Annotated in this window: 10 protein-coding genes and 1 pseudogene; 6 read left to right on the forward strand and 5 right to left on the reverse strand. The window is 34.0% G+C overall.

Going from position 1 to position 12,652, the window contains the following annotated elements; all coding sequences use genetic code 11:
• Positions 1-245 precede the first annotated feature (245 nt).
• Entirely contained in the window at positions 246-1,469 is a 1,224-nt protein-coding gene (locus AC1DCY_RS02400) for an IS110 family RNA-guided transposase (RefSeq protein ID WP_477347117.1), read from the forward strand.
• 530 nt (positions 1,470-1,999) lie between these two features.
• On the opposite strand, the gene ltaS is transcribed toward AC1DCY_RS02400, so the two are convergent.
• The 3 genes from ltaS to AC1DCY_RS02415 all read right to left on the reverse strand — a co-directional run bounded on the left by ltaS (position 2,000) and on the right by AC1DCY_RS02415 (position 8,424).
• The gene (gene ltaS / locus AC1DCY_RS02405) at positions 2,000-3,955 is read right to left on the reverse strand and encodes a lipoteichoic acid synthase (protein ID WP_477347119.1); all 1,956 of its coding nucleotides are present in this window, start codon (positions 3,953-3,955) and stop codon (positions 2,000-2,002) included.
• A gap of 1,001 nt (positions 3,956-4,956) precedes the next feature.
• A complete protein-coding gene (locus AC1DCY_RS02410; RefSeq protein WP_477347121.1) occupies positions 4,957-6,498 on the reverse strand; it encodes a thiol-activated cytolysin family protein in 1,542 nt (513 codons plus the stop codon).
• Between the two features lie 753 nt (positions 6,499-7,251).
• Positions 7,252-8,424 carry a PepSY-associated TM helix domain-containing protein gene (locus tag AC1DCY_RS02415; RefSeq protein ID WP_477347122.1) on the reverse strand — a complete coding sequence of 391 codons (1,173 nt, stop codon included), beginning with the start codon at positions 8,422-8,424 and terminating at the stop codon, positions 7,252-7,254.
• Between the two features lie 548 nt (positions 8,425-8,972).
• Here AC1DCY_RS02415 and AC1DCY_RS02420 point away from each other — a divergent pair.
• From AC1DCY_RS02420 to AC1DCY_RS02430, 3 genes and pseudogenes are all read left to right on the forward strand, one after another.
• Positions 8,973-9,065: pseudogene (locus AC1DCY_RS02420) on the forward strand (YjcZ family sporulation protein); the annotation flags it as partial.
• 223 nt (positions 9,066-9,288) lie between these two features.
• Positions 9,289-9,396, forward strand: coding sequence for a YjcZ family sporulation protein (locus AC1DCY_RS02425; protein WP_376070299.1), 108 nt, complete (start codon positions 9,289-9,291; stop codon positions 9,394-9,396).
• Positions 9,397-10,045: 649 nt separating this feature from the next.
• Positions 10,046-10,228 (forward strand): gamma-type small acid-soluble spore protein, encoded by a 183-nt coding sequence (locus tag AC1DCY_RS02430; RefSeq protein WP_477347125.1) that lies wholly within the window; start codon positions 10,046-10,048, stop codon positions 10,226-10,228.
• A gap of 596 nt (positions 10,229-10,824) precedes the next feature.
• Here the strand turns inward: AC1DCY_RS02430 and AC1DCY_RS02435 are convergent.
• Both AC1DCY_RS02435 and AC1DCY_RS02440 read right to left on the reverse strand, forming a co-directional pair.
• On the reverse strand, positions 10,825-11,169 hold the full coding sequence (locus AC1DCY_RS02435; protein WP_477347428.1) for a DUF4097 family beta strand repeat-containing protein: 345 nt from the start codon (positions 11,167-11,169) through the stop codon (positions 10,825-10,827).
• Positions 11,070-11,402, reverse strand: coding sequence for a hypothetical protein (locus AC1DCY_RS02440; RefSeq protein WP_477347127.1), 333 nt, complete (start codon positions 11,400-11,402; stop codon positions 11,070-11,072). Before AC1DCY_RS02440 ends, AC1DCY_RS02435 begins: the two co-directional genes overlap by 100 nt.
• Positions 11,403-11,676: 274 nt before the next feature.
• Here AC1DCY_RS02440 and AC1DCY_RS02445 point away from each other — a divergent pair, with 274 nt between their 5' ends.
• Positions 11,677-11,820 (forward strand): hypothetical protein, encoded by a 144-nt coding sequence (locus tag AC1DCY_RS02445; RefSeq protein WP_477347129.1) that lies wholly within the window; start codon positions 11,677-11,679, stop codon positions 11,818-11,820.
• A gap of 65 nt (positions 11,821-11,885) precedes the next feature.
• On the forward strand, positions 11,886-12,644 hold the full coding sequence (locus tag AC1DCY_RS02450) for a MerR family transcriptional regulator (protein WP_477347131.1): 759 nt from the start codon (positions 11,886-11,888) through the stop codon (positions 12,642-12,644).
• Positions 12,645-12,652: the final 8 nt, after the last annotated feature.

The raw sequence follows: 12,652 nt of genomic DNA on the forward strand, positions 1-12,652 counted from the left end.
AAAACATACTAACATTAGTAGTACAAACCAAGGCCATGGTTTGTGCTACTATTTTTTTATAGTAGAAGTGAAGAAAAGCCGACCAGCCTCTGGGACCATTTGTGAGTCCGTATATAAAACCGGCTAACTTCATGCCCTTATATGAATCAGTTTAGTATGTTGGATCCAAGAGATCGTGTATAAGAAAGTGGAATCGATAAGGTACTGTGAAGGCTTCTATGATTGGTCAAAAGGAGAAGAATGAGATGAAACATGTCATTGCGTTAGATGTCAGTAAAGGAAAAAGTACCGTTGCGATTTATGATGGTCACCGCCAATGTGAGTTTGAAGGTGTGCTACATCATACACGGGGTGATTTCGAGCGATTACACGAACGAATGGAAGAGATGACAAAGCAAGATGGACAAGCGCCAGATATCGTATTTGAAGCAACAGGCATCTATTCAAAATCTATCGAAGCGTTTTTCAAAGAGTACGGCTATGCATACTGCCGCATGAATCCACTTGAAGCGAATTTACAGATGGCAACGATGCGTCGCAATAAAACCGATATCAGTGATGCCCATGAACTCGCGAAGACACATTTCAAAATGGAACGCAAAACAACGTACATACAAGACGATTATTATGAACAGATGCGTGCACTGACTCGTTATTACGATGAAATTGACGAAGAAATCATTTTACTCAAAAGTAGAATGCATGCCATTTTACAGTTGAGTTTTCCAGAATTAGAAAAACTGGTTACACCGAGTTCAGCACTATTTTTAAATATTGTACAACTATATCCGCACCCAACACTTTTACAGGCCCATTCAAAAACGATTATTAAAAATCGTTTAAAGGGCAATACGCGAAAAAAACTATCGCTAATGCGTGCGGAGGCTAAAGCTATTACATTATTAGAAGCAGCTGAAAATAGTTACCCAGCGATTAAACCCACAGATATTCGTTGTGATCAAGCACGAGATTACGCAGCTCGCATTGCGGATTTACTAGAGAAGAAAGATGCGCTTGTGAAACAGATGGTGGAATTGTCGGAAGGAAGAAAAGAATATCTAGTATTTCGTTCGATTCCTGGGATTGGCGATTCAACGGCGTGCCGATTAATTGGAGAGATTGGTGACATCCGCCGCTTTCAAAATGCGAAACAACTGAATGCTTACGCAGGCATTGATATTATGCGGTACCAGTCTGGGAATACGCAATATCGAGACAGGATTAATAAACGAGGAAACAAACATTTACGGAAGATTTTATATTTTATGGTGTGCGCCATGCTTATGGCTAAAGGAAAATCGAATCATTTTGTGGACTATTACTACAAATTAAAAAAGCAACCTCAGAGGAAGCCTCATAAGGTTGCGATCATCGCCTGCATCAATAAGTTTCTGAAAGTGACATTTCAGTTACTGACGCATGGCATTCTTTACGATTATGAGTCCGCACTACCAGCTCAAAAATCGTAATCACCTACATAGAACTATATCATAATGACCTTTCGAAAAAAATAAAAATCGTCAGGTCTTTTTGGCGTATCTAAAAATGAGTGTGAAGTGGTGAGGGATATCCCTCACCACTTCACACTCATAAAAATATAAATTATTCTTTAAATAAGGTTGACTAATCGTAAGAAAGAGGCTGGGAYAAAACTGGTTAAAACCTTAAAAAGCACGAGAAATCAACTTTAGAAACGTTGATTTCTCGTGCTTTTGTGATGTGCAATTTTCTAATTTCGTGGCGTTCTTAGATTGAGTTCCCCTATTTCAGTGGATGTTTGTACACCAGCTGAAAAATAACTTAAATTCGCATTCAACTCACCACCTATAGAGGTGGGAGATTTCTGTAACTGCCGTTTTCACTTACGTTACAAAAGACATTTGCTGAAAGAAATTAAAAAATCAATATAACATATAAAAAGACAATTCAAGATAACGGTAAGATACCAACTCTTTGATATCAAACACATTTTCTTGAATTGCCCAGCAAATTGCAGCAATTAATTAGATTCTACATTCGCATCTTTCGAGTAATTATACTTAGAACGATCAACTGGAGTAAAATCTTTTGGCGTATAGAATCTCAATAAGTCACCATTCACGACTTTATCAGATAATTCTAATTTACGATCTACATTATTTTTAAGAGTTTTCGCATACTCTAATTGATTATCATCATCTAGTAGTAAGCCTGTTTTATTATCATAAAATTTCCCATTCACCGAATAAATAGTAGGACTGACAAAACCGCCATTTCTAAATGGTACAACTTCATCATGGTCTTTTGATAATAAGTCGGAACCAAATTGAACAAATTGTTGCGTATCAATTCCTAGTAAATGTAATAACGTTGGAAGAAGGTCTGTTTGGCCACCATAAGTATGGTTAGTTCCACCTTCCATTCCTGGAACATGTATAAATAATGGTACGCGTTGCAAACTAGCATTTTCATACGGTGTAATTTCTTTTCCAATGACTTGTTCCATCGCAGCATTATGATTATCTGAAATACCGTAATGGTCACCATAAAGAACGATCATCGAATTATCATATAATCCTGATTCTTTTAATTGGTCAAATACTTGTTTGATCCCTTCATCTGCATAACGTGCTGTTTGGAAATAATTATCTACACTTGAATCTCCAGTATTAGCTTTATCAATTGTAACTAAGCTTTGATCCATTTTATATGGAAAATGGTTCCCTACTGTAATCAATTTCGTATAAAAAGGTTGTGGTAACGAACTTAACATACTTTCAGATTGTTTAAAGAATGGTTTATCTAACAAACCATATTCAGCCATGTTTTCTGAAGAGCCCGTGTCAAAATAACTAGCATCAAAGAAGTGATCGAATCCAAATGATTTATAAATCTCATTTCGATTCCAGAAGCTTCCGTTATTACCATGGAATACCGCCGATGTATAACCATAATCTTTTAAAATACTAGGCGCTGCTTGGTACGTGTTTTGTGCTTTTGTAATATAAGCAGATCCTTGTGGTAACCCAAATAAAGAATTTTCCAGCATAAATTCTGCATCAGAAGTTTTACCTTGACCTGTTTGATGGAAGAAATTATCAAAATACAATGTATTCTTATCTTTTGTTAATGAATTTAAAAATGGTGTAACTTCTTCACCGTTTAATTTATAGTTGATAAGGAAGTTTTGGAATGATTCTAAATGTAAATAGATGACGTTCATCCCTTTTGCTTTACCAAAATATTCTGCATTAGGTTTGGCGTAGTTAGATTTTGTATAGTTCAACACTTCTGTAATATCACTACTATCTGCCAAAGCTCGCTGTGAAGATGCTTTCATCGTTTCTACTGAATCATAAATCGTGTAGTTATACATTCCTAGATATTTCACAATATAGTTTCTATCAAAACCTCGAGATAAAAGTTGCGGACGATCAGCTTCAGCTAGTCCTAAATTTAGGATTGATATTGCTAATGCAAAAGTAATGATTGCCGTTGCTTTTTTATATCCAAAACGATTACTATCTTTTTGTATTTTTTTAGAGAATCGTAAGTAAAACATTACAAATACATCCACAAAGAACAATAAATCAATAGGTTTTAGTAAAGTAAGAACACTACCACCTAAATCTCCGAAGTTCTGTGTTTGGGTAACTGTAGGTAATGTAATGAAATCACTAAAAAATCGGTAATATACAACATTGGCATATAAAAGAATAGACATCAGAGTGTAAACTACAACTAGTGATGTATATTTTCTCTTTCCTCTAAATAAAAATGATATTCCTAGAAACAGCATTGCTGAACCTAGTGGATTTATTAGTAAAAGGAAATGTTGAAGGAATCCTTCTACTCCTAGTTTAAATTGTGTTGTTTGAGTGATGTATGTTTTAATCCATAACATTAAAACAGCTAATAAATATATTCCTAAAAAGTTGTTTAATAGGTTATCTTTTTTACTTAATAATTTTTTCATTTTTGCACCTCTTTTACTTACTTAAATTTAATTCTAGATATATATTAACTTAGCTAATAAGTATATATTGCATTTGAAAATATGTTATTTCACAGTAGCTTTTTCGTAGCTATTGTATACTACTCTCCATATAGACTTCTGTCAAGTTGTTAAATATAATTGAAGACAGTCAGTACATATCTTCCTATTTTTGTGAATCACCTTTCATAAAAACCCTCAGCATATGAGTTTTTTTCAACAATAGCAATTCTAAAACACAATTTTAGTTTTAACAATATAATTTTGTGACATGAAACTTATAATTTTGTAAGTTTTAGTTTCAATAAATTTAAACAAGTGTTATTGACCATTGAAGGTTAAACAAATCCCGGAGTAAATCTTTTGATAATAAGTCCATAAATGGCAAATGCATGGTTTCGAATAGACATAGGTATCATTGAACTCATTTCCGCAGTCGCTCTAATTATCGGTTATTGGGATGCAAGTTGGGTTGCAAGTTGGGTTGCAGTGGTGCGCTTCTAATTATATGTACAGCTATCGGTGGAGTTTTGGCACAAATATGTATTAAAGATTCTTTTAAAAATATGTTAATGATTATAGTAATAGGTTTAGTGGCAATTTTCTTATTTTCAAACAATATGTCGTCATAATTGCGTCCGGAATCGGCTTTGTGCTTAGACCTGCTTGATGCATCAGTTAGCCGTTATCGCATGGATGCGATGATTTTAGACTAACATCCATTATTAACTCCTTTCCGATTCAGTGACATCCGCCGAAGGCTATAAATAACAATCATTAAAAATTAAATAGTGAAGATACTATCAGACAGTCCGTTCTCAGTAGAGTTGGACTGCATTTTAATGTCGCCATTATGGTGGCATCGCACGTGCTGGAGTCATTGGCGTTCATAAATCCTGCTAGTTGTTTGAAGAAAAAAAAAACGGCGGAAGTTCTTGTGTACAAGAGCCTCAGCCGTTTTTTTTTCGTGTGGAAGTTTAAACCTAATTAATACTACCTGTTGGGTATAATGTAGTTCCTCCAATTGAAACTTTTATTTCATTAGATAATGGAACATTGTATTCATCGATAACTGTTCTCCACCATTCCCATGCAAGACCTGTACATTCTCTTGCATAAATTCTTATATTTTTTGAATTAGGTGGAAGTGGAATTACTGTAGAGAAATGAGCTGTTTTGTCTTTCCAGCTTCCATCCCAAGTTTTATGGGTTAGTACTTCTTTCCCGTTTTCATCATATGAAAATTCATCCCAAGCTATTTCAAATTGAGCAACATATGCACCATAATGATCAAGGATGATTTTGCCTTTAGAATATTCTGTAGTTGTCGTCTCGATATAATCTGTATTGTTATGAACAGCAGCAATTGAATTATCCTTTAAGAAAACACTTGTATATGATAGTGGGTATGCTGGATTTTTAAGACTAAATTCTGCATTATCCTGAATTATCTTTCTAATATCATTAAAGTCTTTTGAGACAACTTGATTATGCTTTTGTGAATCTCCACCTAATACTACAGCAGTAAAGGAACTTTCTTCAAAAATATCTTTGTACTGTCCACTAGTTTCTACATTAGTATTGACATCCTTCAGTAAGGCTTTAAAAGCAGCTTGTACATCCTTACTCTTAGAGCTTGTTTCTAATTTCACATAAATTGTTCTGCCATACGCTACATTTGATACCATAACGGGAGGAGCATTATTACTTACCCCTTTACGAGTTAACTCTTCAAAAGAAACACTATCATCAAAAAGGTCTGATGGATTGTTAGGTAGTTCTGCACTTACGGTATAAAATATTTGTTTATATGCCGCAACCATCACTTTTTTCTCTCCATTCGCAATTGCATTAAAGTCAATTCCCAGTGAATTATCAAGAACTTGGGCGTTAACATTCAGAGCGCTTGCTATTTGAGATTTGCTATAAACCATAGATTCTGAATATTGTAGTCTTGCGGGTAAAGTATGGGTTGTTGAATATTTTTCACTCCAAGTAGAAACTAACTCATCCACTGCCCCAGACACATTACCATATGTTGGATTATCCACAGTGATAGTATTTTCCCTTTTCATACCAGGTAAATCTATGCTAATATTTAGCGGTTTTCTTTTTGCCACCAATAAACTAGGTTGATTGTCTACAAAAGCTTTGTTGGCAAGTTGTAATGCTCCTGGATATGTACGATGCGCCATAGAATCGATAATTGAAACATCTACAGGTGAAGTTGTAAGTGATTTTTTGTTACGTTCAACCACTATAAATTTATCATTTGAGTTAATACCTTCTTTTGGGACAAAACTATCAACCTTGTCACCATTCACTGCTAAAACTTCGCTGTTATTGTAGTTCAAGTTTGCTATACCAGTATCAATGTCATTAGAGTTGCTTTTTTCACCAGCTGCATTAGTATCAAGTGTTGCAGCAAAGGAAATAATCGGGTAATTAATGATGCATAAACTAACAGATAAACATACTAGAATTTTTATTACTTTAAAATAATTTCGAATTCCCAAAAACACCACTCCTTTTTTAGGTAATTATACCACAAAAATACTTTGTGCAAATATAGTAGTTTAGTTTCGTGTTCAGCTTGTTAAAGAGTACATATATAGTAAATATAGTATAATCTAATTTTCAATTTTAACTACTATAGCCTTAACAATTACTGTGATGCCATCTAATGAAATGAAATGAAATGAAATAATTAAATCTTCCGGTGCGGATAGGTAGTCACTTTCCTGTTACGTACATATCCGCCAGTACTTGGTGTACCTAGCGCCAACAAAGGAATCTTTTTGAATAAATAAATAACCCATACTATATTCATAACGTTTCTTTAAAGAGGACAAAATTCGCTCTGATATATGGACCTACAACAGCACCAATGGTTGTTGTTTAGTTACGCTTTTACATATAGAAATAAAATTTTACTGATGTGGCGTTTGGGGCTGTCTGTTGCCTGTAACTTTTCTTTCATTGAAACATTTCAAAAGGCCTAGGGAGATCTCCTAAGCCTTTCAATCATTCTATTATTGTGTAACACCTAAAGTATCCAGTTAGGTAACTTTAATTTCTGGAGGTTTCTCATTACAAAATGTTTTTCGATAGTCATAAGAACTTCATCATTCCAAGTTATAGAACTATTTCTATCGTTTCATCAAATGATAACCATTAATAATCGCTATGTTAATAGTTTAATTTTACATCTTGTTGCTCTTCCACATATCTAACAAATACAGGTAGGTTACAAGGGATTTCACATTGTCGCCATGTGTTTATACTACAGCTCTGTCGATTTTCTGTTTCCGTTTGTTCTTTTTCTTTTTCTTATACCACCACATATAGATTCCAGTGAACATCAGTATAGATGGAGTAAGACCACCGATAGCATACAAAATTTTAGTAAATAAACCACCAAAACTACCGGTATGTAATGGGAGGTGCCATGTTTGATACATAAGCCCACTATTAACATGTGGATCTAGCTTGCCCACTACTTTTCCGCTATACTGATCTAACCATACTTTTACATTTCCATTGCCTGGATCAAATGAATTGCTGATACGAAATTCCACTGCACCTTCTGGGTTTCCTCTTTCCACCTTTTTGGGCATTCTAACTTGCATAAGTGTTCCCTGTGGTACTTCTTTTTCAGCACTACTGAACAATTCATCAAGTGGTAGCTTACCACCGGGAAGGGCTTTTGAGATAAGCTGCTCTTCTGGAGGCATCACCTTTGCTTTTGCACCAAACCAACCAAAAATCATTTCATCATACGCAAAAAGTGCTCCTGTTAATGAAACAACCAATAAAAACGGAATGGAAACTCCACCAATGACTTTATGTAGATCATATTGCCGTACATAAGGGTTGGCATTACGTCTTAAAATAAACCCACGTGCCCATTTTTTAATCCCTGGCCACCATAAATATAATCCTGATAATGTAATGAAGAAGAAAATAAATCCAATCATACCGATGATTTTCTCACCATTGAAATCTTTTAACAGCAACTTTTCATGAAACTCCGTTATTAGGTTGAATAATGCTTTTTCCCCTAATGTTCCGTTTATGTATCCTGTTCCTGGATCTACAAATACTTTTAGTTGTTCTTCTCCTTCTTTAAGGCGAAATAAGTAAACTCCTCGAGCGTTAGGTTCACTTGGAGTGTATACACGATCAATTTGACCTTTTGGATGTGCTTCTGATACAACCCGCAATGCTTGCTGGTAAGTAACTTTTTCACCTTCCGTTACTTTATACAGATTAGGATGCAACATGCTGTTTAGTTCAGGTTCAAACACTAGCAAACTTCCTGTTAAGCCAATGAGTACTATAAAAACCCCTGCTAACATACTAAGCCATAAATGAATTTTTGAGATGATTTTACGTGTTTTAATAAAAATGCCTTCTTTCCAAAAGTAATATGAAATGATGAATGTAGTCAATAATATAAAAGAGAATGATTATCATTGTCAATTAGAAATGTAAAAACTATTAAAAATATGCTATTATATTTATCGGTATTTATATTTAATAATTATGAATATCTAAATTAATAATCGATATACTAGTAAATTAGTATCAGCACGTACCTTTTTCGTTAGGTTAGATATGCTTAGTCACAAAAATCGTTCTCTAAATACATTTTTTTCTTCAAGTTATAGTCTATCTAGATTGAAGTAAAAGGTCATATAGTTATGAAGGATTATCATACACGTCATGATATTTTATTCGTACTGTTGAAATGGTGTCCTATATTACATAATAAAAGGCCATACCCGATTGGATACGACCTTTAATTAACATTATTTTCAACCTATTATCTTTTGAATTTTTTAGTCTGCTCACTATACAAAAAACAACCCCATCCTAATTCTATAAACTTTTCCAATAGGAAGAATACCTCCTTAGCTTTCTAAACTGTACATACAATAGAAAGGTGGGAAATTTCATGGGATACTACGGTAATATGGGTAATTACAATAACAATTGATATTGCGGCGGCGGTTCTGGTGGCACAACATTCGTTCTAATTGTCGCTCTATTTATTCTTTTAATTATTATTGGCGCAACTTTCTTGTATTAATCTTAGGAGCATTTGTTAAAATATTTTAATGATAAAAATGTCACTCTTGTAAAAGTGACCCTTAAATAAGGTGAATTAATTCTAAATAAGCTTTACACATTTTTCTCGCTATTTGTGATTGGTAAAAATTATTTTTTAAATTATATTTAGTAAGTAGATAAATATCGCAATCCCTTTTGAAAACTTTACATATTATAAAATTATAGGAAGGAGGGAAATTACTATGTCAGAATACTATGGTAGTGGTACAGGTTCAGCATTTGCGCTAATTGTTGTTCTATTCATTCTTTTAATTATTGTAGGCGCTACTTTCATGACTAAAGGTTATTAATACCTAACACCGCCTCTAATGCTCATAACTATTGTAAGGTAATACTAATTAAACCCTTCACCTTCAAATCGGTACTAAGGGTCACAATCCTCCGGTGACCCTTTAATATTTCCTCTTTCACTATCATTCTCAACCTCCCAAGACATAATAAAAAGCCACACTTTATGCGATTTAGTTTATAGTTCTCCTTATGATCTTTACTTGTTCAAGTACATACTTTTAAATACAACTCATTGTCCCCCTTTGTGTTAATCATATTTAAACTTTAGATTTTTTAGCTTCATGAAATTTACTAATGATTACTTTTTCAATGGATTCATATTTAGTAATTACGGTTGTTATTAATGTTAATTTTGAAACTGTAAAGTAAATTATTACTGCAGAAGCAAGACCAATAAATGCACCTACAAGAACATCTAAAGGATAATGAACTCATAAAATGATTTTCTTAATAAACATGATTTCAGTTTAGGCCAGCTGATAGTAACTCTGCCCTAACTTATTTTTTTCGCAGAAGTCCAAAATGGTTGAAAGTTATATATCAATCAAAGATGATACCGCTATTAAATAATGCTTGGTGAATACTACTTCATTATTAAAACTAATCTACGGATAATAAATCATCTTCTGTACAGACTAATTTCAGGAGGTGAAATCCATGAATAACAACAACCAAAACTTTAACAAAAAAACCCCAAATGCAATGAACTCGATGAACCAAGAATTCGGGAATGAGACTGATGTTAATCAAATTAAACAACAAATCCAACAAGCAGAAGCTAACAAAAAACAAGCTTCTGGTCAATATGGAAACGAAAACGGTACAAAATAAGTCAAATTATCATCCTCAACCGGCATCCTTTTATTGCCGGTTTTTTTCTATTTTACTCATCATCCCTATATCTACCCGAAGAATATTAATTTTTCTGTTTAATTCAGTATGGATAAAATGAAATTTTTGTAATGCCTATCCTTAACGAACTCGCCGTAAAGTATTATTATTTTTTATTTTTTTATAGTTGTAATCTTTTTTTACATACTCATTAGCTTCGGGATAGCCTGCTTCCACCATTTGCAGACATTTTTAATTCATATTGTTTTACCGATAGCATGAATTAGGCTATCGAACTTTATACAATATCCAATTTTCAATGAACGAGCGTGTTTTAAAGACTTTTACTTGTCTATACATGGGGTATAACTCCCTTTAAGACAATTAAGATAAGTCAAAGCTACCTCTTGTCTGACCTCACTTTCATCCTAAGTTTAAAGACGGGCTACACCTGCATGGGCTTTCTCATTCAGAGCTCGGTCAAACCAATTTCATTTAATTTCTCACTTACACTTATAGTGTCCTCTACAAAATGCACTTTATTCGAAGGTCTCATGTTATTTATCTATGCATTAACTTTGAAGTAGTATCAGTATTTATTTCAATAATATATTTCCTGAAGAGGTTTCCAGCTGCACTTCATAATCCCCGGTCCCAGACGTTCCTTTTGTTTCTTTTTTACTTTGTTGTTTATCATTTAATACAATGCCGACTGAACGTCTTCCGCTGTTGGATTTGAGAAGGAGCGTGGCATCAGGTTTAACCTCATTCAATGAAATGTCCACATTTCCACTTGTTGTCGTAACGTGAACCTCGCTATGAAAGTCAAGGAAGTCAAGTTTTACGTTACCACTGCTACCATTAACTTGGAGATCGTGCGTTTGCAGATCCTTACCAACGACATTACCAGAAGAGCTCTCACAATGATTTCCCCTTTGAATTCAGTTGGAACTCGAACTTCCAAATGAGGCATTCGGTCGATTTTAAACAGACGGCTTATATCATTTTTTAATCGAATCGTTAATTTTTGTTGCCCTTTTTCCATTACAATTCCCGGACCATTGTCGTATAAAAGTAAGTATGCTTCCAATTCTTCTATTTCCGCTGATACTACATCTATATTGGTGCTTCCATTCTCTATATAAATGCTATCTATATCTTTAAGGGAAGCCATTTGAAATGTCTTCTCTTTCCTCCCCTCCCGAACAGGCTCTTAAAAACACAATAGTAAGAATAACCGACATAACCATATAGTATTTCTTCATTTTCACCACTCCTCTCTTTGGATTCCATTATAGAAGTTGACCCCTCGTCAGTTTCAAGGTTTCTATAAATTAATTAATAAAAGTCTAAAAAATCCTTGAAGCTTACGTTACGTCATTTTGTATACTGTTAAGTAACTACTTTTTTGCAATATCTAAATAAATTAGAAAAATAAGGAGGATTAGATGAAGCAAGGAGATATAATTATTTATGGATGTGTCATTATAGGTGCAGGTGTTGGACTGGCTCTGGATCATGCATTTCCTGGTGTACTAATTGGCTTGGGGACAGGTTACTTACTTAAAACACTTTTTAGTAAAGAAGAATAAAAGTGGAATGAATACAACAGTTGTTAACGATAACGTATTAACGTACAGGAAGGTAGGTTTATCAGTTGATACACATTAACAAAGTGGCAGAGCTGACAGGTGTTACAGTAAGAACACTACGTCACTACGATAAAATCGGATTATTAAAACCACCATCCAAAACAGAAGGTGGTCATCGTTTATATACGAATAATGAAATAAAAAAACTACAGCAGATTCAATTTTTAAAAAAGATTGGATTTCGCTTAAATGAGATTCAGAGCATGCTCGCTTCCAGTGAGTGGGATTGGTCGGATAGTCTAAAGAGTCAATTATCTTTTGTCATAAAAGAACAGGAAAATTTAAAGAAAATAGAGCAATCCTTACGGGAATTGATACATGGAATTGCTATAGAAGGTGAAGAAAACTGGGTTGCGATTCAGAAGATCATGCAATTGTCCAGTAAAGATAAAGAAATACAGCAAAATTATAGAGAATCTTTATTTAAAGAAAGAGAAATAAAGCTATGGAAAAAGGTTCCCAATATGACAAGTGACAGTTCTGATTCACTGGAATGGATTGCTCTGATAGGTCAGTTAAAGCGTTATATTAAGGACGGTCCAAAATCAACCAAAGTTCGAAATATTATTAGAAGAATGGATGAAAAGCGTTTAGAGGAATTTGATGGTGAGGATGAATTTTTAGATAAGCTATGGGAAATAAGGATGTCACAAAAGCAGTCAGAGAAACTGGGATTATATCCGATTGATCAGGATGTACTTGAGTTGTTGAACGAGGCATATGTAGTTTTTATGGCTGAAAAGAATAATCCTCAACAGGAGTAAGGGGGAAA

It is taken from the genome of Lysinibacillus sp. 10T31 (assembly GCF_056394365.1).

What these genes read in the sequence shown, in the direction of transcription:
- AC1DCY_RS02400 (WP_477347117.1), top strand. Translation starts at nt 246, where the DNA reads ATGAAACATGTCATTGCGTTAGATGTCAGTAAAGGAAAAAGTACCGTT.
- ltaS (WP_477347119.1), bottom strand. Translation starts at nt 3,955, where the DNA reads ATGAAAAAATTATTAAGTAAAAAAGATAACCTATTAAACAACTTTTTA.
- AC1DCY_RS02425 (WP_376070299.1), top strand. Translation starts at nt 9,289, where the DNA reads ATGTCAGAATACTATGGTAGTGGTACAGGTTCAGCATTTGCGCTAATT.
- AC1DCY_RS02440 (WP_477347127.1), bottom strand. Translation starts at nt 11,402, where the DNA reads ATGGCTTCCCTTAAAGATATAGATAGCATTTATATAGAGAATGGAAGC.
- AC1DCY_RS02445 (WP_477347129.1), top strand. Translation starts at nt 11,677, where the DNA reads ATGAAGCAAGGAGATATAATTATTTATGGATGTGTCATTATAGGTGCA.